23 protein-coding genes are annotated in these 22159 nt (G+C 71.4%); 18 read left to right on the forward strand and 5 right to left on the reverse strand.

Features of this window, described 5'->3' with window-relative positions; genetic code table 11:
- The first annotated feature begins 17 nt into the window (after window positions 1–17).
- The 7 genes from ACL03H_RS10415 (at window position 18) to ACL03H_RS10445 (ending at window position 6639) form a co-directional block, all read left to right on the forward strand.
- A complete protein-coding gene (locus ACL03H_RS10415) occupies window positions 18–578 on the forward strand; it encodes a F0F1 ATP synthase subunit B (protein ID WP_412810943.1) in 561 nt (186 codons plus the stop codon).
- A 72-nt stretch (window positions 579–650) separates the two neighbouring features.
- Window positions 651–1481: a F0F1 ATP synthase subunit delta gene (locus ACL03H_RS10420; RefSeq protein WP_412810944.1), complete on the forward strand. Its 831-nt coding sequence runs from the start codon at window positions 651–653 to the stop codon at window positions 1479–1481.
- A 64-nt stretch (window positions 1482–1545) separates the two neighbouring features.
- Window positions 1546–3189, forward strand: coding sequence for a F0F1 ATP synthase subunit alpha (gene atpA / locus ACL03H_RS10425; protein ID WP_412810945.1), 1644 nt, complete (start codon window positions 1546–1548; stop codon window positions 3187–3189).
- 11 nt (window positions 3190–3200) lie between these two features.
- The gene (locus ACL03H_RS10430) at window positions 3201–4124 is read left to right on the forward strand and encodes a F0F1 ATP synthase subunit gamma (RefSeq protein ID WP_412810946.1); all 924 of its coding nucleotides are present in this window, start codon (window positions 3201–3203) and stop codon (window positions 4122–4124) included.
- A 1-nt stretch (window position 4125) separates the two neighbouring features.
- The gene (gene atpD, locus ACL03H_RS10435) at window positions 4126–5559 is read left to right on the forward strand and encodes a F0F1 ATP synthase subunit beta (RefSeq protein WP_412810947.1); all 1434 of its coding nucleotides are present in this window, start codon (window positions 4126–4128) and stop codon (window positions 5557–5559) included.
- A gap of 249 nt (window positions 5560–5808) precedes the next feature.
- Window positions 5809–6174, forward strand: a complete 366-nt coding sequence (locus ACL03H_RS10440; protein ID WP_412810948.1) for a F0F1 ATP synthase subunit epsilon — start codon at window positions 5809–5811, stop codon at window positions 6172–6174.
- 12 nt (window positions 6175–6186) lie between these two features.
- The gene (locus ACL03H_RS10445) at window positions 6187–6639 is read left to right on the forward strand and encodes a DUF2550 domain-containing protein (protein ID WP_412810949.1); all 453 of its coding nucleotides are present in this window, start codon (window positions 6187–6189) and stop codon (window positions 6637–6639) included.
- Window positions 6640–6758: 119 nt separating this feature from the next.
- Here ACL03H_RS10445 and ACL03H_RS10450 read toward each other — a convergent pair whose 3' ends face one another.
- Complete coding sequence (locus ACL03H_RS10450; protein WP_412810950.1) at window positions 6759–7664, reverse strand: LysR family transcriptional regulator; 906 nt, start codon at window positions 7662–7664, stop codon at window positions 6759–6761.
- Between the two features lie 70 nt (window positions 7665–7734).
- On the opposite strand from ACL03H_RS10450, the gene ACL03H_RS10455 reads away from it, so the two are divergent.
- Together ACL03H_RS10455 and ACL03H_RS10460 are read left to right on the forward strand one after the other, a co-directional pair.
- Complete coding sequence (locus ACL03H_RS10455; RefSeq protein WP_412810951.1) at window positions 7735–8226, forward strand: GNAT family N-acetyltransferase; 492 nt, start codon at window positions 7735–7737, stop codon at window positions 8224–8226.
- 19 nt (window positions 8227–8245) lie between these two features.
- The gene (locus ACL03H_RS10460) at window positions 8246–8716 is read left to right on the forward strand and encodes a GNAT family N-acetyltransferase (protein WP_412810952.1); all 471 of its coding nucleotides are present in this window, start codon (window positions 8246–8248) and stop codon (window positions 8714–8716) included.
- A 5-nt stretch (window positions 8717–8721) separates the two neighbouring features.
- Here ACL03H_RS10460 and ACL03H_RS10465 read toward each other — a convergent pair whose 3' ends face one another.
- Window positions 8722–9294, reverse strand: coding sequence for a cob(I)yrinic acid a,c-diamide adenosyltransferase (locus ACL03H_RS10465; protein ID WP_412810953.1), 573 nt, complete (start codon window positions 9292–9294; stop codon window positions 8722–8724).
- Window positions 9295–9391: 97 nt separating this feature from the next.
- On the opposite strand from ACL03H_RS10465, the gene murA reads away from it, so the two are divergent.
- Window positions 9392–10648: a UDP-N-acetylglucosamine 1-carboxyvinyltransferase gene (gene murA / locus ACL03H_RS10470; protein ID WP_412810954.1), complete on the forward strand. Its 1257-nt coding sequence runs from the start codon at window positions 9392–9394 to the stop codon at window positions 10646–10648.
- Window positions 10649–10655: 7 nt separating this feature from the next.
- On the opposite strand, the gene ACL03H_RS10475 is transcribed toward murA, so the two are convergent.
- The 3 genes from ACL03H_RS10475 to ACL03H_RS10485 all read right to left on the reverse strand — a co-directional run bounded on the left by ACL03H_RS10475 (window position 10656) and on the right by ACL03H_RS10485 (window position 13461).
- Entirely contained in the window at window positions 10656–11300 is a 645-nt protein-coding gene (locus ACL03H_RS10475; RefSeq protein WP_412810955.1) for a LysE family translocator, read from the reverse strand.
- Window positions 11301–11493: 193 nt separating this feature from the next.
- Window positions 11494–12027, reverse strand: coding sequence for an NUDIX domain-containing protein (locus ACL03H_RS10480; protein ID WP_412810956.1), 534 nt, complete (start codon window positions 12025–12027; stop codon window positions 11494–11496).
- Between the two features lie 42 nt (window positions 12028–12069).
- Window positions 12070–13461, reverse strand: a complete 1392-nt coding sequence (locus tag ACL03H_RS10485; protein ID WP_412810957.1) for an amino acid permease — start codon at window positions 13459–13461, stop codon at window positions 12070–12072.
- A 106-nt stretch (window positions 13462–13567) separates the two neighbouring features.
- On the opposite strand from ACL03H_RS10485, the gene nucS reads away from it, so the two are divergent.
- The 8 genes from nucS (at window position 13568) to dhaM (ending at window position 22083) form a co-directional block, all read left to right on the forward strand.
- The gene (gene nucS, locus ACL03H_RS10490) at window positions 13568–14227 is read left to right on the forward strand and encodes an endonuclease NucS (RefSeq protein ID WP_412810958.1); all 660 of its coding nucleotides are present in this window, start codon (window positions 13568–13570) and stop codon (window positions 14225–14227) included.
- Window positions 14228–14813: 586 nt separating this feature from the next.
- Window positions 14814–16496, forward strand: coding sequence for a sodium:solute symporter family protein (locus ACL03H_RS10495; protein ID WP_412810959.1), 1683 nt, complete (start codon window positions 14814–14816; stop codon window positions 16494–16496).
- 13 nt (window positions 16497–16509) lie between these two features.
- Window positions 16510–16764, forward strand: coding sequence for a hypothetical protein (locus tag ACL03H_RS10500; RefSeq protein WP_412810960.1), 255 nt, complete (start codon window positions 16510–16512; stop codon window positions 16762–16764).
- A gap of 158 nt (window positions 16765–16922) precedes the next feature.
- A complete protein-coding gene (locus ACL03H_RS10505; protein WP_412810961.1) occupies window positions 16923–17885 on the forward strand; it encodes a hypothetical protein in 963 nt (320 codons plus the stop codon).
- A 182-nt stretch (window positions 17886–18067) separates the two neighbouring features.
- Window positions 18068–19549, forward strand: a complete 1482-nt coding sequence (locus tag ACL03H_RS10510; RefSeq protein ID WP_412811041.1) for an aldehyde dehydrogenase family protein — start codon at window positions 18068–18070, stop codon at window positions 19547–19549.
- A gap of 194 nt (window positions 19550–19743) precedes the next feature.
- Window positions 19744–20739 (forward strand): dihydroxyacetone kinase subunit DhaK, encoded by a 996-nt coding sequence (gene dhaK, locus ACL03H_RS10515; RefSeq protein WP_412810962.1) that lies wholly within the window; start codon window positions 19744–19746, stop codon window positions 20737–20739.
- A gap of 34 nt (window positions 20740–20773) precedes the next feature.
- The gene (gene dhaL, locus ACL03H_RS10520; protein ID WP_412810963.1) at window positions 20774–21409 is read left to right on the forward strand and encodes a dihydroxyacetone kinase subunit DhaL; all 636 of its coding nucleotides are present in this window, start codon (window positions 20774–20776) and stop codon (window positions 21407–21409) included.
- Complete coding sequence (gene dhaM / locus ACL03H_RS10525; RefSeq protein WP_412810964.1) at window positions 21406–22083, forward strand: dihydroxyacetone kinase phosphoryl donor subunit DhaM; 678 nt, start codon at window positions 21406–21408, stop codon at window positions 22081–22083. Before dhaL ends, dhaM begins: the two co-directional genes overlap by 4 nt.
- Window positions 22084–22159: the final 76 nt, after the last annotated feature.

Here is a 22159-nt window from a genome sequence, read left to right on the forward strand (position 1 = left end):
ACGCGTTGGGAGACGTCGTGGTGAAGACACAGATGCTGTTGGCCGCGGAAGGCGGGCACAACCCCGTCATCCCCGAGCCTGCCGAGATCGTCGTCGGCCTGATCGCCTTCCTCATCCTGCTGTTCGTACTGTGGAAGTACGCGGTGCCGCGCTTCGAGAAGATCTACGCGGAGCGCAGCGAGCGGATCGAGGGCGGCATCGCCCGCGCCGAGCAGGCCCAGGCCGAGGCGCAGCGGACGCTGGAGCAGTACAAGTCGCAGCTGGCCGAGGCGCGCGCCGAGGCGGCGCGGATCCGGGACGACGCGCGGGCCGAGGGCCAGCAGATCGTCGAGGAGATGCGCACCCAGGCGCAGACCGAGTCGGAGCGCATCGTCGCGCAGGGCCAGAACCAGCTGGCCGCGCAGCGCGCGCAGATCGTCGCGGAACTGCGGGCCGACCTCGGTCGGCAGGCAGTGGACCTGGCCGGCCGCATCGTCGGGGAGTCCCTGGAGGACGAGACCCGTCGCCGCGGCACCGTGGACCGGTTCCTGTCGGAGCTGGAGTCCACGTCGGCACCGTCCGGGTCCGGCAGGTCCTGACGGCGCCGGTGCGATGGACACGCACATGATGTGGTCACCGAAGGTTCCCCCAGAACGAAAGGCCCTGGAGAGTTGAGCACCCTCGTGAACGCCGCGAGCCGCGACGCGCTGGCAGCCACCGAGCTGCAGCTGTTGCAGGCCACCGACGGGGCCGGGGCTCCGGAGATCACCGGCCTCGCCGACGAGCTGTTCGGCGTGGCCGCCCTGCTGGGTCGCGAGCCGGCCCTGCGGCGGGCGCTGGCGGACGCCTCCACCGAACCCCGTTCGCGGGAGGAGCTGGCGCAGCGGCTGCTGGCCGGCAAGCTCGGCGCGCGGGCGCTACCCGTCGTCGTCGAGGCCGTCCGGGCCCGCTGGTCCAGCGCGAAGGACCTGGTCGGAGGACTGGAGCGGCTGGGCCGCGTCGCCCTGCTGGTGCAGGCGGAGCGGGCGGGCAGGCTGGACTCGGTCGAGGACGAGCTGTTCCGCCTCGGCCGCATCATCGGTGCCGAGCTGCGGTTGGAGCGGCTGCTCGCCGACCCGACCGCGGACGCCGAGGGCAAGGCCGCGCTGGTCGACCAGCTGCTCGGCGGCAAGGTCGAACCGGTGACGCAGGCGCTGGTCCGCCAGCTGGTGACGCACTCGCACGGCGGGCGCGTCAGCGAAGGGCTGGAGGAGCTCGCGGAGCTCTCGGCCAAGCGCCGCGAGCGTTCGGTGGCGCACGTGCGGTCCGCCATCGACCTGACCGAGCAGCAGCAGCAGCGGCTCGCGGCCACGTTGCAGCGGATCTACTCGCGGCCCATCGCGGTCCACCTGGAAGTGGATCCTGCGGTCGGCGGCGGCCTGCTGATCAAGGTCGGTGACGAGATCATCGACGGTACGACCGCGGGACGCCTGCAGTCCCTCCGGCGCGATCTCGCCGACTGATGCGGCGAGGGCGCTGCCCGGACACGAACTTCCTTCCAGAACGAACCGAGAGCAGGAACGAGACATGGCGGAGCTGACGATCTCGTCGGACGAGATCCGCAGTGCGATCGAGAAGTACGTCTCCAGCTACTCCCCGGAGGTCAGCCGCGAGGAGGTCGGCGTCGTCACCGATACCGGTGACGGCATCGCCCATGTCGAGGGCCTGCCTTCGGTGATGACCGAGGAGCTGCTGGAGTTCCCCGGCGGCGTCTACGGCGTGGCCATGAACCTGGAGGCTCAGGAGATCGGCGCGGTCATCCTGGGCGAGTCGGCCGGCATCGAAGAGGGCCAGGAGGTCAAGCGGACCGGGAAGGTCATGTCCGTCCCGGTCGGCGACGCCTTCCTCGGCCGCGTGATCGACCCGCTGGGCGAGCCGATCGACGGCCTCGGCGAGGTCAAGGCCGAGGCGCAGCGCGCGCTGGAGCTCCAGGCCGCCACGGTCGTGCAGCGCCAGGGCGTCGGCGAGCCGATGCAGACCGGCATCAAGGCCATCGACTCGATGACCCCGATCGGCCGCGGCCAGCGCCAGCTGCTGATCGGCGACCGCAAGACCGGCAAGACCACGGTCGCGGTCGACACGATCATCAACCAGAAGGGCAACTGGGACAGCGGGGATCCCACCAAGCAGGTGCACTGCATCTACGTCGCGATCGGCCAGAAGGGCTCCACGATCGCCGGCGTGAAGCGGTCCCTGGAAGAAGCGGGCGCGATGGAGTACACGACCATCGTCGCGGCCCCCGCCTCGGACTCCCCCGGCCTGAAGTGGCTGGCCCCCTACGCGGGTTCCGCGCTGGGCCAGCACTGGATGTACCAGGGCAAGCACGTCCTGATCGTCTTCGACGACCTCACCAAGCAGGCCGAGGCCTACCGCGCGATCTCGCTGCTGCTGCGTCGTCCGCCGGGCCGCGAGGCCTACCCGGGTGACGTCTTCTACCTGCACTCCCGCCTGCTGGAGCGCTGCGCGAAGCTCTCGGACGAGATGGGCGCCGGGTCGATGACGGGTCTGCCGATCATCGAGACCAAGGCGAACGACGTGTCGGCCTACATCCCGACGAACGTCATCTCCATCACCGACGGCCAGTGCTTCCTGCAGTCGGACCTGTTCAACTCGGGTCAGCGCCCCGCCATCGACGTCGGCATCTCGGTGTCCCGCGTCGGCGGTTCCGCGCAGATCAAGGCGATGAAGTCGGTCACCGGCTCGCTGAAGATCGACCTGGCCCAGTTCCGCGAGCTGGAGGCGTTCTCCGCGTTCGCGTCCGACCTGGACGCGGCGTCGAAGTCGCAGCTGGACCGCGGTGCTCGCCTGATGGAGCTGCTCAAGCAGGGCGCGGGCGACCCGCTGCCGGTCGAGGAAGAGGTCGTCTCGCTGTTCCTCGGCACGAAGGGCCACGTCGACACCGTTCCGGTCAGCGACGTGCGGCGCTTCGAGGCCGAGTTCCTGGCGTACCTGCGCCGGACCCACGAGTCGGTGCTCAAGGACATCGTCGAGAACAAGAAGCTCTCCGACGACGGCCAGCAGATCATCGTGGAGTCGGTCGAGGAGTTCAAGAAGCAGTTCACGACCTCCGACGGCTCCTCGCTGGTGCAGGAGGCCGAGGCCGAGGCGATGGACGCCGCCGCGGTCGGCCAGGAGACGGTCCAGGTCAACAAGCCCGCTCCGAAGAAGTGACCGGGTAAGCCATGGCCAATCTTCGAGAGCTGCGAGACCGCATCCGGTCGGTCAAGTCGATCCGGAAGATCACCAAGGCGCAGGAACTCATCGCGACCTCGCGCATCATGAAGGCCCGGACCAGGGTGGAGGCGTCCCGGCCGTACGCGGCCGAGATCACCAAGTCCCTGTCCGAGCTGGCCGGTGCGAGCACGCTGGACCACCCGCTGCTGGTGGAGCGCGACAACCCCAAGCGGGCCGCGGTCCTCGTGGTGACCAGCGACGGCGGCCAGTGCGGTGGCTACAACGCCAACGTGCTGCGCGCCGCCGAGGAGCTGCAGAGCCTGCTGCGCGAACAAGGCAAGACGCCGGTGCTGTACGTGATCGGCCGCAAGGGCGACGCGTACTACCGGTTCCGCCAGCGCCCGGTCGCCGCCAGCTGGACCGGTTTCGCCGAGAAGCCCGGCTACGCCGATGCCGCCGAAGTGGGGGAGACCCTGGTCAAGGCGTTCCTCGCGGGCGCCGACGACTACCTCGACGACGGTGGCGAGGACGGTACGCTGGGTGTGGACGAGCTGCACGTGGTGCACACCGAGTTCGTGTCCATGCTCACCCAGCGGCCGACCGTCACGCGGATCGCCCCGCTGGAGGTGGAGTACTCCGACGAGCCGAAGAAGCCGCGGTCGGTGTACGACTTCGAGCCGGACGCGGACACGTTGTTCAAGGCGCTGCTGCCGAAGTACATCAACACCCGGATCTTCGCCGGGTTGCTGGACTCGGCGGCCTCGGTCTTCGCCGCGCGTCGTACCGCGATGAAGGCCGCCACGGACAACGCGGACGAACTGATCCGCAACCTCAGCCGTGAGGCCAACCAGGCCCGCCAGGCCCAGATCACCCAGGAAATCAGCGAGATCGTCGGTGGTGTCGAGGCGCTCTCGTCAGCAGGAAGTGAGTGACATGACTGCGACTGCCACTAGCACGGCTACTGGCACCGGCCGCGTCGTCCGGGTTCTCGGCCCGGTCGTGGACGTCGAGTTCCCGCGCGACCAGGTGCCCGACCTCAACAACTCCCTCTCCGTGGAGATCACCGCGGAGGCGATGGCGAAGACCCTGACGCTGGAGGTCGCCCAGCACCTCGGCGACAGCGTCGTGCGCTGCGTCTCGATGCAGCCGACCCAGGGCCTCGTCCGGGGCGTCGAGGTGACCGACTCCGGCTCGGCGATCTCGGTGCCGGTGGGCGACGTGGTCAAGGGCCACGTGTTCAACGCCCTCGGGCACTGCCTGGACGAGCCGGGCTACGCCTCGGACGCCGAGCGCTGGTCGATCCACCGCAAGGCGCCGGCCTTCGACCAGCTCGAGGGCAAGACCGAGGTGCTGGAGACCGGCATCAAGGTGATCGACCTGCTCACCCCGTACGTGCAGGGTGGCAAGATCGGCCTGTTCGGCGGTGCCGGTGTCGGCAAGACGGTGCTCATCCAGGAGATGATCCGCCGCGTCGCCAAGAACTTCGGTGGTACCTCGGTGTTCGCCGGCGTCGGTGAGCGCACCCGTGAGGGCAACGACCTCTGGGTCGAGATGGCGGAGTCCGGCGTGCTCGCCGACACCGCGCTCGTGTTCGGGCAGATGGACGAGCCGCCGGGCACCCGCATGCGGGTCGCCCTGTCGGCGCTGACCATGGCGGAGTACTTCCGCGACGTCCAGAACCAGGACGTGCTGCTGTTCATCGACAACATCTTCCGGTTCACCCAGGCCGGCCAGGAGGTGTCCACCCTGCTGGGCCGGATGCCCTCGGCGGTGGGTTACCAGCCCACGCTGGCCGACGAGATGGGCGAGCTGCAGGAGCGGATCACCTCGACCCGAGGCAACTCGATCACCTCGATGCAGGCGATCTACGTGCCCGCGGACGACTACACCGACCCGGCTCCGGCGACCACGTTCGCGCACCTGGACGCCACCACCGAGCTGTCCCGTCCGATCTCCCAGATGGGCATCTACCCGGCGGTGGACCCGCTGACCTCCAGCTCCACCATCCTCGACCCCGCGATCATCGGGGACGAGCACTACCGGGTGGCCCAGGAGGTCAAGCGGATCCTGCAGAAGTACAAGGAGCTGCAGGACATCATCGCCATCCTCGGCATGGACGAGCTGTCCGAAGAGGACAAGGTGACGGTGCAGCGGGCCCGGCGCATCCAGCGCTACCTGTCGCAGAACTTCTTCGTGGCCAAGCAGTTCACCGGCCAGGAGGGCTCCTTCGTTCCGGTGAAGGAGACCATCGAGGCCTTCGACAAGCTCTGCAAGGGCGACTTCGACCACTACCCGGAGCAGGCGTTCCTCTCCATCGGTGGTCTGGAGGACCTGGAGCAGGCCTACAAGAAGCTCACCGAGAAGTGAGTTCCGGTCTTCGCCGCGGTGCGCCGCGCCGCGGCGAAGACCCACCGGCAGCGGGTCGGGGTCCTTCGCGGATCCCGGCCTCTTTTTTCGCCCTTCCGCGAGGAAGGGAACCTTCCTGTCACGGATGACAGGAAGGTTCCCTTCCTCGCGTTACCCCTCCGGATGTGACGAGGCCCGGGTCGGCCCGTCATCAGCCCCCGCCTGGCGTTGGCTAGACTGCGGGATGAACACCCGACAAAGGAGACGCGCGTGGCCAACATGTCCGTCCAGCTGGTCGCTGTGGAGCGCCGCCTGTGGTCTGGTGAGGCGACCACCGTCGTGGCCCAGACGACCGAAGGCGAGATCGGCATCCTGCCGGGGCACGAGCCGCTGCTCGGCCAGCTCGTCGAGGGTGGCGTCGTGAAGATCGCGACCGTCGACGGGGACACCGTGACCGCGGCGGTGCAGGGCGGTTTCCTGTCCGTCACCGCGGACGGGGTCAGCGTGCTCGCCGAGACGGCGGAGCTCGCCCAGGAGATCGACGTGGCTCGGGCCCGCGAAGAGGCCAAGAGCGACGACGAAGAAGCCAGGACGAGGGCTCTGAGTCGACTTCGGGCGGCCGGACAGTCCGTCTGACGGGCCGCGCACATGGGCTCCGCGGGCGTGTGGTCGATCATCGGTGCCGGACTGGTGCTGGTCCTGGCGGGTACGGCCCTGGGCGTCGTGCTGGCCGCTCGGCGGCGGTTGCGGCAGCTTCGCGCGGGCGGGATCGACGTCGCGCTGCGCCTGCGAACCGATGTCGGTGGCCGCGGCTGGCACCTCGGGGTCGCGCACTTCCGGGGCGAGGAGTTCACCTGGTACCGGGTGCTGAGCTTGCGTTCCGGCCCGAACTGGGTGATCGATCGCCGGAACGTGGAGATCGCGAACCGCCGGGAGCCCTCCAGTGCCGAGGTGTACGCGTTACCGCAGGCGTCGACCGTGCTGCACCTGACCGGATGCGGTGATCACCTGGAGGTCGCGATGGGCGCGGACGCCCTCACCGGTTTCCTGTCCTGGCTGGAGTCGGCCCCGCCCGGCCGCTCCGTCCCGTGGGCTTCCTGAACGGCCTTCCCCAGCGCAGAACGCGCCCCCTCCCGAGGGGGCGCGTTTTTCGTGGTCGGGGTGGGAGCAAGGGAACCTTCCTGTCACCGGTGACAGGAAGGTTCCCTTGCTCCCACTCGTCAGGCGGTGGTGCCGCCGTGGTCGGTGCAGGTCTGGCGGAGCAGGTCGAGGAAGACGGTGGTGAGCGCGGCGGGGGAGCCGGTGGGCAGCGCGGCGTGGATCCGGCGGAACGGGGCGGGTGGGGCGAGGGGGCGGGTGACGGTGCCGGGGACCTCGCCGATGGCGAGCCGAGGCAGGAACGCCACGGCGACCCCGGCGGAGACGACGGCCTGCGCGACCGCGTAGGACTCGGATTCGAACGGGACGCGCGGCGTGAAGCCCGCGGCGCGGGCGAGGTTGTCGAGCTGGCGGCGGTTGGGCAGGTCCGGGGGCGCGCAGGCCCAGGCATCGCCGGCGAAGTTCCGGAACGTGCACCGCTTGCCCGCGACGGCGAAGTGCCGCTCGGGCAGCACCGCCAGGATCGGGTCGTCGAGCAGCGGGATCAGCCGCACCCCGGTGGGCGCGTGCAGCGGCTCGTCGTACTCGGCGACCAGCGCGAGGTCGAGTTCGCCGTCGGCGACGAGGGCGCTGCCCTCGGTCGGCCCGAGGTCGACCACGGACACCTCGCTGGAGGGGTGTCGCCGGTTGAGCGCCGCGAGCGCTTCGGGCAGCAGTCGCACTCCGGCGGTGGGGAAAGAACCGAGGCGCAGCCGGGTGCGGTGCAGGTCGAGGTGGCGGGCGCGGTCTTCCTCGGCGTCGCGCAGCACTTGGGCGAGCCGGTCGGCGTGCGCGGCGAGGCGTTCGCCGAGCGGGGTGAGCCGCACGCCGTGCGGGAGGCGTTCGACGAGCCCGGCGCCGACCTCTCGTTCGAGCTTGGCGAGTTGCTGGGAGACGGCGGGCGGGGTGCGGCCGGTGAGGTCGGCGGCGCGGGTGATGCTGCCGCTTTCCCGGAGGGAGACGAGAAGCAGCAGGCGGACGGGGTCCATGAAGCAGAACTTTAACCGGGCCAAGCGTCGGTAACTGGCGATGAACGCGGCCGGGGGAAAGACTGCGGTCATGGCGCAGGCATCACCCGACAGCGGGCAGTTCACCATCGTTCCCGAGCCGATCACCGGTGCGGATGCGGCCGTGGTGCTGGAGCGGTACGTCGCCGAGCTGGCGGAGCTGTTCCCGGCCGGTTTCGACCCGCGTCGCGCCGCGCCGCCGGAGCCGGGTGACTTCAGCCCGCCGCGCGGCTACTTCCTGCTGGTCCGGGACGGGAGCGGGAGCGCGGCCGGCTGCGGGGCGGTGCGGGTGCTCGAACCGGGGATCGCGGAGATCCGCCGGATGTGGATCTCACCGGTGCTGCGCGGGCAGGGCGCGGGGCGGGCGCTGCTGGGGGACCTGGAGCTGCACGCCCGCAAGCTGGGTTGTTCGGCGGTGCGGTTGGACACGGCCGGGGAGCTGGGCGCGGCCCGTGCGCTCTACGGCTCGGCGGGCTACGCCGAGATCCCCGCCTACAACGACAACGAGTACGCGCGGCACTGGTTCGAGAAGGTGCTGCCCTGACGGCTCCTAGGCTGGGCCCATGCGCATCGAGGTTGCCGGGCTCGACCGGCCGGACGTCCAGGACCTGATCGCCGAGGTCCAGCTGGAGTACGTGGCCCGCTACGGGCGCCGGGACGAGACGCCGATCGATTCCGCGCAGTTCAGCGCCCCGAACGGCACGTTCCTGGTCGGGTACCTCGACGCCGGGCCGGTCGCGATGGGGGGCTGGCGCCGCTACGACCCGGCGGAGCCGGAGTTCGAGGACGGCGACGTCGAGGTGAAGCGGATGTTCGTGGTGCCGAGCGCGCGGGGGCGCGGGTTGTCCCGGCGGATGCTCGCGGAGCTGGAGCGACGGGCCGCGGCGGCGGGGCACCGGCGGATCCTGCTGGAGACCGGCGACCGGCAGCCGGAGGCGATCGGGCTCTACCGATCAGCGGGGTACGCCGACATCCCGAGGTTCGGCCCGTACCGCCGCGATCCCGCGTCGGTGTGCTTCGCCAAGGCGCTCTGAGCCCGTCAGGCCCCGCCGCCCGGTCGCCACAGCACGTCGCCTTCCGGATTCGCGACGCGGGCGAGGATGAACAGCAGGTCGGAGAGCCGGTTGAGGTACTTGGCGGCGAGGGCGTTGCTGCGGTCGGCTTCGGCTTCCAGCAGCGCCCACGCGGAGCGTTCCGCGCGCCGAGCCACGCAGCGCCCCTGGTGCAGCAGGGCGGCGCCGGGTGTGCCGCCGGGGAGGATGAAGGAGTTCAGCTTCGGCACCCGCGCGTTGTACTCGTCGCACCAGCCCTCGAGCCGGTCGACGTAGGCCTGGGTGACGCGCAGCGGCGGGAACTCGGGGTTCTCGACGACGGGGGTGGACAGGTCGGCGCCGACGTCGAACAGGTCGTTCTGCACCGCGCGCAGCACCTCGACGATCTCCGCGTCGAAGGTGGCGGTGGCCAGCGCCACGCCGAGCACCGAGTTCGTCTCGTCCACGTCGGCGTAGGCGACCAGGCGCACATCGGTCTTGCTGATCACCGAGTTGTCCGAGAGCCGGGTGGTGCCACCGTCACCGGTCCGCGTGTAGATCTTCGTCAGGTGTACCGCCATGCCCGCCAGCCTAGGGCAGCGGTGCCCTCCGGCGGCTCCTCCGTCGGCGGGGCACCCGCCCCGGGCGGGGCGGTCCCCGGGCCGTAACCTGCTGTTCGTGAGTGAGCACTTCCGCGTGCACGGCGGGGCACGTCTCGTCGGCGAAGTCGATGTGGTCGGCGCGAAGAACAGCGTGCTGAAGCTGATGGCCGCCGCGCTGCTGGCCGAGGGCACGACTACGATCACGAATTGCCCGGAGATCCTGGACGTCCCGCTGATGGGCGACGTGCTGCGCAGCTTGGGCTGCGAGGTCGTCATCGAGGGCCGGACCGCGTACATCACCACGCCCGCGAAGATCAGCCACGAGGCGGTCTCGCCGTCGATGGGCAAGCTGCGCGCGTCGGTGTGCGTGCTGGGGCCGCTGGTGGCGCGCTGCCGCCGCGCGGTGGTGACCCTCCCGGGCGGGGACGCGATCGGGTCGCGGCCGCTGGACATGCACCAGAGCGGGCTGCGCCAGCTCGGCGCGACGAGCCACATCGAGCACGGTGCCGTGGTGGCCGAGGCGGAGGACCTGCGCGGCGCCCAGATCTGGCTGGACTTCCCGAGTGTCGGGGCCACCGAGAACATCCTGATGGCCGCCGTGCTGGCCGAGGGCACCACGGTGATCGACAACGCGGCGCGCGAGCCGGAGATCGTCGATCTGTGCGTGATGTTGCAGCAGATGGGCGCCGAGATCGAGGGTGCGGGCACCTCGACGCTGACGGTCCACGGGGTGAGCACGCTCAAGGCCGTGGAGCATCGGGTGATCGGTGACCGGATCGTGGGGGCGACCTGGGCGTTCGCCGCGGTGGCCACGCAGGGCGACATCACGGTGCGCGGGGTGGATCCGCAGCACGTGAACCTGGTGCTGGAGAAGCTGCGCAGCGCGGGCGCCGAGATCGTGGTGGGCGACGAGGAGTTCCGGGTGGTCGCGGACCGGCGCCCGGTGGCGGTGGACTACGTGACGCTGCCGTTCCCGGGGTTCGCGACGGACCTGCAGCCGATGGCGCTGGCGCTGTCGGCGGTGGCCGACGGCACCTCCATGATCACCGAGAACCTGTTCGAGTCCCGGTTCCGGTTCATCGAGGAGCTGGTGCGGATGGGCGCGGACGCGCGCACCGACGGGCACCACGCGGTCGTGCGCGGGCAGGAGCGGCTCTCCAGCGCGCCGGTGTGGGCCTCGGACATCCGCGCCGGGGTCGGGCTCGTGCTGGCCGGCTTGTGCGCGGACGGCGTCACCGAGGTGTGGGACGTGTTCCACATCGACCGGGGTTACCCGAACTTCGTGGAGAACCTGCGCGGGCTCGGCGCCTACATCGAGCGCGTCGTGGAGTGACGGGCGGTCAGCCGCTCTCGAACGCGACCCGGAGGCCGAGGCCGATCATCACGGTCCCGGTGATCCGTTCGAGCGCGAGCCGGACCTGCTGCCTGCGCAGCAGGCCCCGCAGACCGCCGACCAGCCAGGACGCCAGCCGCCAGTAGACGAGGGCGACGCCGAGGAACGCCAGGACCAGGATCGTCGAGGTGAGCGCGCGCGGCTCGCCCGGCGAGATGAACTGCGGCAGCAGCGTCAGGAACAGCAGGATGATCTTCGGGTTGAGCAGGTTGCTGACCAGGCCCTGCTGGAAGGCCGCGCGCCGGGTCAGCGCCGCCGCGGGGAGCGGGTCCTCCTCCGGCGGCAGTGCGGGGGGCAGCTTCCGGTCGCGGACGCTCTTCCACAGCGTCGTGACGCCCAGCCAGACCAGGTAGGCGGCCCCGCCGAGCTTGAGCGCGGTGTAGGCGACGGCGGAGGCGGCGAGCAGCGCGGACAGCCCGGCGACGGAGAGCGCCGCGTGCACCAGCAGCCCCGCGCAGCAGCCGAGGCCGGTCCACCACATCCCGGTGGTCCCGCCGCGGATGCTGTTGCGGAGGCCGAGCGCGGTGTCCGGCCCGGGGGCGAGGGTCACCACGATCACGAACAGCACGAACGGCACGAGTTGAGCGGGCACCAGCGAAGGATAAGGATGCCGGGCCCGCTGCGTCATCGGGATATCTCCGGCAGCGACGACCGTCACGATCCCCTCGTCGCGGCGACCGCGCTCCGGCTCCACCGGTTCCGAGCCGTGCGGCGGTGCGGTGGAGCTGCCCGGCCGCGTCGTGCCAGGGGCGCCGTCGGTCGGCGGTCCGGGTGCGAGGCGTCGCTCAGGCGGCCTTCTCGTGCAGGCAGAGCAGCTGGTAGGCGGCTATCGACTGGGCATCGGTGATCTCGCGGTCGCGGATCATCCGCTCGAACTCCGCCCGGTCGAACCAGCCCGCCCGCATGTCCTGCTCCTCCGGCTCCCGCTCGGGGCGCCCGGCGGTGAGCCCGGTGGCCAGGAACACCCGGCCGCGCTGGCTGGACATCCCCGGGGCCACGTCCAGCAGTCCCAGGTCGACGAGCCGCTCCGCGCGCAGGCCGGTCTCCTCGCGCAGCTCGCGGGCGGCGAGCTCGGCGGCGGGCAGCTCGGCCCTCTCCGGTGCCGTGCCCTGCGGGAACTCCCAGCGCCGCAGCCCCAGCGGGTAGCGGAACTGCTCGACGAGGTGCACCCGGTCCCCGTCCAGCGGGATCACCAGGGCGTAGTCCGGCTTGTCCACCACGCCGTAGATCCCGTCCGACCCGTCCTGGCGGGCGATGCCGTCCTCGCGGACCGCCATCCAGGAGTTCGCGTACACCTCGCGGCTGCTCGTCGTGCGCATCCGCCCATCCTGCCCCGGCCGGCCGCGGGGGAGGAGGGCGGCTCAGCCGTTGAGCTTGGAGCGGCGCTGGCCGTAGCCGAGGTAGACCGCGAGCCCGACCAGCGTCCAGAGCGCGAAGACCGCCCAGGTCAGCCAGCCCAGCCCGGCGACCAGGTAGGCGCACAGCGCGACCCCGAGCAGCGGCACCCACGGCATCAGCGGGGTGCGGAACGAGCGCTCCAGGTCCGGCTTGCGCCTGCGCAGCACGATGACGCCGATGTTGACGATGCCGAAGGCGACCAGGGTTCCGATGCTCGTGGCGTCGGCGAGGCTGCTCAGCGGGACCACTCCCGCCAGCACCGCGACGACGGCGCCGACCACGAGGGTGTTGTGCGCGGGCACGGCGCGGCGGTTCACCTGCGAGAACCGGGCCGGCATCAGCCCGTCGCGGGACATCGCCACCAGGATCCGGGTCTGCCCGTACAGCACCGTCAGCACGACGGAGGCGATGGCGATGACCGCGCCCAGGGCCAGCAGCACCGCCGGCCAGCCCTGCCCGGTGACCAGTTCCAGGGCCGTCGCCAGCGAGGCGTCCGAGCCGCCGAGCACGTCGGTGCCGACCGCGCCGACGGCGGCGAAGGCGACCACCACGTAGACCAGGGTGACCAGGCCCAGGGAGAGCATGATCGCCCGCGGCAGGTCCCGCTTCGGGTTCCGCGCTTCCTCCCCCGCGGTGGAGGCCGCGTCGAACCCGATGAAGGAGAAGAACACCGCGGAGGCCCCGGCCGAGATCCCCGCGATCCCCTGCGGCGCGAACGGGGCCAGGTTCTCCGAGCGGAACGCGGTCAGCGCCACGCAGACGAAGAACACCAGCACCGCGATCTTGAGCAGGGTGGTGGCGGTGGTGACCGCCGCGCTCTCCCGCACGCCGCGCAGGAGCACGGCCGTGGCCAGCAGCACCACGACCATGGCGGGCACGTTGACCGCGCCGCCTTCGCCCGGCGGCGCGGACAGCGCTTCGGGGATGGTCGCGCCGAGGGTGCCGCGGAGGAATTCGTTGAGGTAGCCGCCCCAGCCGACCGCGACCGCGGCCACCGACACGCCGTACTCCAGCAGCAGGCACCACCCGCAGATCCAGGCGACGAGCTCGCCCAGGGTGGCGTAGGCGTAGGAGTACGCCGAACCGGAGACCGGGACGCTGCCCGCGAGCTCGGCGTAGGACAGCGCCGAGCACAGCGCGGCGAGGCCGGCGAGCACGAAGGACACGACGACGGCCGGGCCGGCGGTGGGCGCGGCCTCGGCCAGCACCACGAAGATGCCGGTGCCGAGGGTGGCGCCGACGGAGATCGCCACCAGCGGTAGCAGCCCGAGGCGGCGGCTCAGGTTGGTGCGCGAGCCGTCGTCGGCGAGACTCTCGACCGGTTTGACTCGGGAGAACAGCTGGGCGTACGACACGGGGAGGCACGGTAGCCGCCCCGCGACTGGTGATCTTCCGGAGGTTTCGCGGCAGCGACCGGCCTGGGTGCTCGACATCGTGATCGTCGCCCGTACCCTGTGCCGGGTGCGCCTCGTCATCGCTCGCTGCAAGGTCGACTACGTCGGCCGACTCACCGCCCACCTGCCCATGGCCCAGCGCCTGCTGCTGGTGAAGGCCGACGGGTCGGTCTCGGTGCACTCCGACGACCGCGCCTACAAGCCGCTGAACTGGATGAGCCCGCCGTGCTGGCTGATCGAGGATCCGGGCGTGTGGACGGTGCAGAACAAGGCGGGCGAGAAGCTCGTGATCAGCCTGGACGAGGTCATGCACGACTCCAAGCACGAGCTGGGGCCGGAGCCGGGCCTGGTCAAGGACGGCGTCGAGTCGCACCTGCAGGAGCTGCTGGCCGCGCACGTGACGACGCTCGGCGACGGGTGGTCGCTGGTGCGCCGGGAGTTCCCGACCGCGATCGGTCCGGTGGACCTGATGTGCCGGGACGCCGAGGGCGCCAGCGTGGCCGTGGAGATCAAGCGCCGCGGCGAGATCGACGGCGTGGAGCAGCTGACCCGCTACCTGGATCTGCTGAACCGGGATCCGCTGCTCTCGCCGGTGGCCGGGGTGTTCGCCGCGCAGCAGATCAAGCCGCAGGCCAGGACGCTGGCCGAGGACCGCGGCATCCGCTGCGTGACGCTGGACTACGACCAGCTGCGCGGGATCGAACCGGACGAGTTCCGGTTGTTCTGAGCCAGGTCGGGCCGACGCGCCCGGTCCGGTGTGGAGGAGGTTCGCTCTCGTCGAACACCTGTTCACCCTGCGGTGTGATGATTCGCGCGATGCGACGCGGAACACTGGGTTCATGACCAGTTCCCCGGTGCTGCCCGGTTCGTCCTCCGTCGCTGCTCTCCCCGGTGACGCGCCTCGCGTGCGTCGCCCTTCCCGCGGTCGCGACGGGCCCTGCCGCGGCGCGGATGCAGCCGCGCCCCCGGGTGCGCGTCCGCTCGCGAGGGCGGGTCCGGTGGTCCCGGCCGCCGGGTCGCGCGGGTCGGGTTGATTCTCGTTCTCTCCTGTGGACTGGTTCGGCGATCCGTGTCGGATTGCGCATCCGCGTTCGGTTCGCGTCCGTTCGCGGTGGTTCCGGGGTGCTCCCGGCCACGTCTGACTGTCCGTGATGTTTCCGCTGCTCGGAGCAGTGTCGGTTCGTCCGCAAGGTGACAACCAACGAATTGGTATCGGTCCAGTGTGAGCGGTCGCACCGTGCTGTAGTGTCCGTCTGCCGCCGATCGGGTGGTGATTATCGTTGGACTTTGTTGGGTCTGGAGGTGGGGTAGCCGTGGACGTGCTAGCCCAAGAAGAGTTGCGGCTCGATGCCAGTGCGGTCGACTACGTGCTGCTCGCGCTGTACTTCGCGTTCGTGCTCGGAATCGGCTATCTCGCTCGGCGCTCGGTCTCCACAAGCCTGGACTTCTTCTTGTCCGGGCGGGCGCTGCCGGCGTGGGTGACGGGCCTGGCCTTTATCGCGGCCAACCTGGGCGCGATCGAGATCATCGGCATGTCGGCGAACGGCGCCGAGTACGGCATGCCGACCATGCACTACTTCTGGGTGGGCGCGGTCCCGGCGATGCTGTTCCTCGGCATCGTGATGATGCCGTTCTACTACGGCTCGAAGGTCCGCAGCGTTCCCGAGTTCATGCTGCGGCGGTTCGGCAAGCCGGCGCACCTGGTGAACGGCATCAGCTTCGCCGTGGCGCAGGTGCTCATCGCGGGCGTCAACCTGTACCTGCTGGCCAGCATCGTGAACGTGCTGCTGGGCTGGCCGCTGTGGGTCTCCGTGCTGGTCGCGGCGGCGATCGTGCTCACCTACACCGCGCTCGGCGGGTTGTCGGCGGCGATCTACAACGAGGTGCTCCAGTTCTTCGTGATCGTGGCCGCGCTGCTGCCGCTGACGCTGGTCGGCCTGCACAAGGTCGGCGGCTGGCAGGGCCTGGTCGACAAGGTCAGCGCCAGCCCCGGTGGCGCCGAGCAGCTCTCGGCCTGGCCGGGCACCGAGCTCACCGGCTTCACCAACAGCTTCCTGAGCGTGCTGGGCATCGTGTTCGGCCTCGGCTTCGTGCTCGCGTTCGGCTACTGGACGACGAACTTCGTCGAGGTGCAGCGGGCGATGGCGTCCAAGAGCATGTCCGCCGCGCAGCGCACGCCGATCATCGGTGCGTTCCCGAAGCTGCTGATCCCGTTCATCGTCATCATCCCCGGCATGATCGCCGGTGTGGCGGTGCAGGAGCTGGTGGCCTACAAGGCGACCGAGACCGGCAACGTCGACTACAACGACGCGATCCTGCTGCTGATGCGCGACCTGCTGCCGAACGGCATCCTCGGCGTCGCCCTGGCGGGTCTGCTCGCCTCGTTCATGGCGGGCATGGCGGCGAACCTGAGCTCCTTCAACACGGTGTTCACCTATGACATCTGGCAGGCCTACATCGCGAAGGACCGGCCGGACCAGTACTACCTGAAGATGGGTCGCTGGGTGACCGTCGGCGCCACCGTGGTCGCGGTGGGCACCGCGTTCATCGCCTCCGGTTACTCGAACCTGATGGACTACCTGCAGCAGCTGTTCTCGTTCTTCAACGCGCCGCTGTTCGCCACGTTCATCCTCGGCATGTTCTGGAAGCGGATGACCCCGACCGCGGGCTGGGTCGGTCTGGTGCTGGGTACCGTTTCGGCGGTCGCGGTGTTCGCGATGGCCGAGGTCGGGGTGCTGGACCTGCCGGGCCAGGGCGCCAGCTTCGTCGGTGCCGGTGCGGCCTTCGTGGTGGACATCGTGGCCAGCGTCCTGATCAGCCTCGCGACCAAGCCCAAGCCGGACGAGGAACTGGTGGGACTGGTCTACTCGTTGACGCCGCGGGCGAAGCGGCAGGCCTCCACCTCCGGGGAGGACGCGGGCTGGTACCGCAAGCCAGGCCTGATGGCGGGCATCGTCCTGGTGATCACCATCGCGCTCAACATCATCTTCGGCTGACCGGAGGGACTTCATGGCTACTCAAACACCCAAGCGCACCGCGGGTGCCTTCGACATCCGGTTGATCATCGCCGTGCTGTTCTTCCTCTACGGGCTGGTGCTCACGGTGCTCGGTGCGACCGCGAGCGACGCGGACGTGGCGAAGGCCGCCGGGCTCAACATCAACCTGTGGAGCGGCGTCGGAATGCTCGTGTTCGCAGTGCTGTTCGCCCTCTGGGTGCGGCTGCGGCCGATCGCCGTGCCCGAGCACGTCGACACCGAGAACTGACCCGCACCCGCTCCGGCGGACGCCGCACGGCGCCGTCGGCCACGGCTTCGGCCTGGCCGGCGGCGCCGTGCCGCGCGCGGGGGAGGAATTCGGCGGCCCGCCGCTGGCGGTTGGCCGAAACCGGCCACCGCGCGCCCACCGCTGGCTACTGTGATCGCGTGTCCCGACTCGTGGCCTCGACGGCCGCCCTGCTCGCCCCGCTCGTGCTCGCCGGTTGCGCCACCGGCACGGCCCGGGAGGTCTCGCAGCGCGAGACCGTGCCGGTCGCCGAATTCGACGTGGCGTCCGGAGCCATCTTCGACGACGCGTTCGAGCCCGCCCGGCTGCGGGCGATCGACCCGTGCGCGGCGTTGCGCTCGGCCGGGTTGGAGAGCTACGGCGAACCCGCCTCGGACATCCCCGGTGAGCCGGGGTCCTGCTCGAACTTCATGAAGGACCACGCCGGCGAGCAGTTCAACGTCACGCTGTACCTGGACAACGAGGTCTACGAGACGCCGCACCGCATCGGTGGCCTGCCGGCCGAGGTGCTCCCCGAGGACGACACCTGCTTCGTGCGCGCCGCCTACCAGGGTTCGGGCACCGATGCCCTCGGCACCAAGTTCGGCATGCAGGTGCAGTTGCTCAGCGAGGGCGTCGCCGACCCGTGCTCCCCGGCGGTGCGGATCCTCACCTCGGTCGCCGAGATCATCCGCACCGATCCGCCGATCGGATCCACTCCGGGTTCGATCGCCTCCTACGACCCGTGCTCGATGCTCACCCCGGTGGAGGCCCGCGACGCGCTCGCCGGGGTCACCTCGCCCGCCGAGGCGCGCGGGCTGTTCCGCTGCGGCTGGTCCGGGGACAACGGGATGTCCGCCGCGGTCCGCTTCGACGCGGGCCGGGTGGAGACAGGGCCGGTGCCGCCCGCCGACCTCGGCGGCGGGACGTTCGGCTCGGTGCTGCCCGGCAGCATCCCCGGCGGCTGCCGGGTGCAGTGGGTGCACCGGGGTGACACCACCCCCGCCCGGGACGACGAGCTCGCCGAGGTGTCGATCATCAACTCCGGTCGGCTTCCCCTGGACCCCTGCGCGCACGCGATCGGTGCCGCCCGCGCGGCGCGCGCCAAGCTCCCCCGGGGCTGAGCGCCGTTCCCGGCCGGTTCGCGGCGGGGTGCGGAACTTCGCGTCGTTCACTTGCCCCGCCCCGCTTTCCCCACCGGTATCTGCCGCGGGACGCGGGATTTCCGTAGGCTGCCGACTCACAACGACCATTGCAACGGTGGGAGGCAGCCATGACCCGGACCGCCGGCGGAGACGCCGACACGATGGCCGCGGCGCACCCCGAACGCGCCGCGTTCGACTCGCTCGATCCGCGCACCGGGGAAGTCGTGGGCCGGCATCCGCTGCACGATGCCGCGGAGGTCGCGGAGATCGTCGAGTCCGCCAGGGTGGCCGGCCGGTGGTGGTCGGAGCTGGGCTTCGCCGAACGCCGCAAACGCCTGGACCGCTGGCGGGTCCGGCTGGTCCGCGGCCTCGACGAGCTCGCCCAGGTGATCTGTTCGGAGACCGGCAAGCCGCTCGACGACGCCCGCCTGGAGCTCGTCCTCGTCATCGACCACCTGCACTGGGCGGCGAACAAGGCGGAGAAGGTGTTGCGGCGACGCAAGGTCGCTTCCGGGTTGCTGATGGCCAACCAGGCCGCCACCGTCGAGTACCACCCCTACGGCGTGGTCGGGGTGATCGGCCCGTGGAACTACCCGGCGTTCACGCCGATGGGTTCGATCGCCTACGCGCTCGCCGCGGGCAACTCGGTGGTCTTCAAACCGAGCGAGCTGACCCCCGGCGTCGGTCGCTGGCTGGTGGACAGCTTCGCGGAGGTCGTCCCGGAACACCCGGTGCTGGCGCTGACCACCGGATTCGGTGAGACGGGCGCCGCGCTGTGCGCGTCCGGCGTGGACAAGGTGGCGTTCACCGGCTCCACGGAGACCGGCAAGCGGGTGATGACGTCCTGCGCGCAGACGTTGACGCCGGTGCTGGTGGAGTGCGGCGGCAAGGACGCGCTGATCGTGGACGCCGACGCCGACCTGCGCGCCGCGGCGGAAGCCGCGGTGTGGGGCGGCATGTCCAACGCCGGGCAGACCTGCATCGGCGTGGAGCGGGTCTTCGTCGTCGAGGCGGTCGCGGACCGCTTCCTGGAGCTGCTGACCGAGCGCGCGAAGAAGCTGCGACCCGGTGGTGAGCCCGGCGCCGACCTGGGGCCGATCACGATGCCCTCGCAGGTCGAGGTGATCCGCGGGCACGTGGACGAGGCGCTGGACGCGGGAGCGCGGGCCGTGGTGGGCGGCAAGGACTCGGTCCGGCCTCCGTTCGTGGAGCCGGTGGTGCTCGTGGACGTCCCCGCCGGTGCGGCGGCTGCCGTGGAGGAGACCTTCGGCCCGACCCTCGTGGTGGAGCGGGTGCGCGACGCCGAGGAGGGCGTCGAACGCGCCAACGCGGGTCGCTACGGGCTGGGCGGCACGGTGTTCTCCCGTTCCCGGGGCGTGGAGCTGGGGCGGAAGCTGCGCGCGGGGATGGTGGCGGTCAACTCGGTCATCTCCTTCGCGGCGGTGCCCGCGCTGCCGTTCGGCGGGGTCGGGGACTCGGGTTTCGGGCGCATCCACGGCGAGGACGGGCTGCGCGAGTTCGCCCGCTCGCAGTCGATGACCAGGACCAAGTACCGGATGCCGCTGAACCCGATGACCTTCGCCCGGACGAAGGGGACCGTCGCCGCGCTCACCCGCCTGGTCCGGCTCGCCCGCGGTCGCTGACGCGCACCGGCGCCGCGCGTGGTCGTGGCGTCGCGCCGCGGCGCCCGCGCCGCGTAACCTGCCCGCTCGGGCCGGTCGGGTGTGCGCGGTCGCCGGGTGGGGATGCGATGAAGCCGCCCTTGCGGGCACATTCGATCGGAGTCCCCACCGCGCACGCGGTGCGGGGGTGTGAACCGGCGGCGAGGAGGCCCACGGTGAAGAAGATCATCAACGATCCGTCGACGCTGGTCGCGGACGCGTTGAACGGCATGGCCGCCGCGTACCCGGAGCTGCTGCGGGTCCGGACCGATCCGGCGCTGGTCGTGCGCGCCGACGCGCCGCTGAGCGGGAAGGTGGCGCTGATCTCCGGCGGGGGCTCCGGGCACGAACCGCTGCACGGCGGGTTCGTGGGCGCGGGGATGCTCACGGCCGCGGTGCCGGGGGCCGTGTTCACCTCGCCGACCCCGGACGCGGTGCAGGCGGCGATCACCGAGACGGAGTCCGGTGCGGGGGCGCTGCTGGTGGTCAAGAACTACACCGGTGATGTGCTGAACTTCGAGACCGCCGCGGAGCTGGCGGGGCTGGAGGGCACCGACGTCCGGGCGGTCATCGTGGACGACGACGTGGCCGTGAAGGACTCGACGCACACGGCGGGCCGCCGCGGCGTCGGCGGCACCGTGCTGGTGGAGAAGATCGTCGGCGCGGCCGCCGAGCGCGGCGAGGACTTGGAGCGGTGCGAGGCCCTCGCCCGGCGCGTGGTCTCCCAGGTGCGCTCGATGGGCGTGGCGCTGACCGGTCCGACGGTCCCGCACGCGGGTGAGCCCAGCTTCACGCTCGCCGAGGACGAGATGGAGATCGGCATCGGCATCCACGGCGAGCCCGGCAGGCAGCGGCTGCCGCTGGAGCGCGCCGACGGCATCGTCGCGAAGCTGCTCGAACCGGTCCTGGAGGACTTGCCGTTCGGCGCGGGCGACGACGTGCTGCTGTTCACCAACTCGATGGGCGCGACGCCGCTGATCGAGCTGTACGCGGCGCACGGGATCGCCGAGCGGTTGCTGGCCGACCGCGGGGTGCGGGTCCGCCGGCGGCTGGTCGGCCCGTACACGACGAGCCTGGACATGCAGGGCATGAGCCTGACGGTGCTGAAGCTGGACGAGGAGCTCACCGAGCTGTGGGACGCGCCGGTGCGCACCGCCGCCCTGAACTGGTGAGACGACGGGTCGCAGACGAGGACGGGTGAACGGGATGGGCTGCACGGCAGAGGACGTGGTCGCCGCGGTGCGGGCGGGCGCGGCGGTGATGGCCGAGCACCGCGACGAGTTGATCAACTTGGACCGGGTGATCGGGGACGCCGACCACGGCGAGAACATGGATCGCGGTTTCCGCGCGGTTCGGGTCAAGCTGGACGAGGTGGAGCCGGAAACGCCGGGCGCGGTGCTCAAGCTGGTCGCCACCACGTTGATCTCCACGGTGGGCGGCGCCTCGGGACCGCTGTACGGCACGGCGTTCCTGCGCGCGGCCACCGCCGTGGGCGCGGCCCCCGAGCTGGACGGACCCGCGGTGGCGGCGGCGCTGCGGGCCGGGCTGGAGGGCGTCGTGGCCCGCGGCAAGGCCGTCGCGGAGGACAAGACGATGGTGGACGCGCTGATCCCGGCGGTGGGCGCGGCGCGCGCGGGCGCCGAGGAGGGCGCCGGGCCCGCCCGGGTGCTCGCGGTGGCGGCCGAGGCCGCGCACGCCGGGGCGGCGGCCACCGAACCGCTCGTGGCCCGCAAGGGGCGGGCCTCCTACCTGGGCGAGCGCAGCGCGGGGCACGTCGATCCCGGTGCGCGCTCGACCGCGTTGCTGCTGTCCGCCTTCGCCGATTCGAGGTCGCCGGAATGAGCGTCGGACTGGTCATCGTCTCGCACAGCGAGCGGCTCGCCGCCGGGGTCGCGGAGCTCGCCGCGCAGATGGCCCCGGACGTGCGGGTGGTCCCGGCCGGCGGCCTGGCCGGTGGCGACATCGGCACCGACTTCGAGAAGGTGACCGCCGCGCTCTCCGATGCCGACACCGGTTCCGGGGTGGTGCTGCTCTACGACCTGGGCAGCGCGCAGATGACCGCGGAGATGGCGGTCGAGGCCCTGGGCGATCCCGGTACCGCCGTCGTCGCGGACGCCCCGCTGGTCGAGGGCGCGGTGGCGGCCGCGGTGGCGGCGCAGGGCGGCAAGGACCTCGACGCGGTGACCCGGGCCGCGACCGGAGCCGGAGTGGGTTCGGAGGCGGAGCAGGCCCTCGCGGCCGAGGAGGGCGAGCCGATCACCGAGGAGTTCGAGCTGCGCAACGAGGTGGGGCTGCACGCCCGTCCCGCCGCGATGCTGGCCCGCTGCCTGGCCGGGCTGCGGGCCGACGTGCGGGTGCGGGTGCGCGGTTCGGAGGCGGACGCCGCGAGCGTGCTCGGCCTGATGGGGCTCGGGGCCCGCAAGGGTGACCGGGCGACCCTGGTGGCCACCGGGGCCGACGCGGAGGAAGCGGTGCGACGCATCCTCGCCCTGGTCGCGGACGACTTCGGCGAGTAGGTCCACTGCGGACCGCTCGTCGCGGAGCGGGGCCGCCGCGCGGGTGCCGCGCCCGGCCCGCCGTGCGCGACGGCGT

This window comes from Saccharopolyspora antibiotica (assembly GCF_047200635.1).
Classification (GTDB): domain Bacteria; phylum Actinomycetota; class Actinomycetes; order Mycobacteriales; family Pseudonocardiaceae; genus Saccharopolyspora_C.

Coding starts and splice junctions, on each gene's coding strand:
- atpD (WP_412810947.1), top strand. CDS start 4,126: ATGACTGCGACTGCCACTAGCACGGCTACTGGCACCGGCCGCGTCGTC.
- atpA (WP_412810945.1), top strand. CDS start 1,546: ATGGCGGAGCTGACGATCTCGTCGGACGAGATCCGCAGTGCGATCGAG.
- ACL03H_RS10480 (WP_412810956.1), bottom strand. CDS start 12,027: ATGCGCACGACGAGCAGCCGCGAGGTGTACGCGAACTCCTGGATGGCG.
- ACL03H_RS10500 (WP_412810960.1), top strand. CDS start 16,510: ATGGCTACTCAAACACCCAAGCGCACCGCGGGTGCCTTCGACATCCGG.
- ACL03H_RS10460 (WP_412810952.1), top strand. CDS start 8,246: ATGCGCATCGAGGTTGCCGGGCTCGACCGGCCGGACGTCCAGGACCTG.
- ACL03H_RS10455 (WP_412810951.1), top strand. CDS start 7,735: ATGGCGCAGGCATCACCCGACAGCGGGCAGTTCACCATCGTTCCCGAG.
- dhaL (WP_412810963.1), top strand. CDS start 20,774: ATGGGCTGCACGGCAGAGGACGTGGTCGCCGCGGTGCGGGCGGGCGCG.
- ACL03H_RS10465 (WP_412810953.1), bottom strand. CDS start 9,294: ATGGCGGTACACCTGACGAAGATCTACACGCGGACCGGTGACGGTGGC.
- dhaM (WP_412810964.1), top strand. CDS start 21,406: ATGAGCGTCGGACTGGTCATCGTCTCGCACAGCGAGCGGCTCGCCGCC.
- ACL03H_RS10430 (WP_412810946.1), top strand. CDS start 3,201: ATGGCCAATCTTCGAGAGCTGCGAGACCGCATCCGGTCGGTCAAGTCG.
- ACL03H_RS10510 (WP_412811041.1), top strand. CDS start 18,068: ATGGCCGCGGCGCACCCCGAACGCGCCGCGTTCGACTCGCTCGATCCG.
- ACL03H_RS10450 (WP_412810950.1), bottom strand. CDS start 7,664: ATGGACCCCGTCCGCCTGCTGCTTCTCGTCTCCCTCCGGGAAAGCGGC.
- ACL03H_RS10445 (WP_412810949.1), top strand. CDS start 6,187: ATGGGCTCCGCGGGCGTGTGGTCGATCATCGGTGCCGGACTGGTGCTG.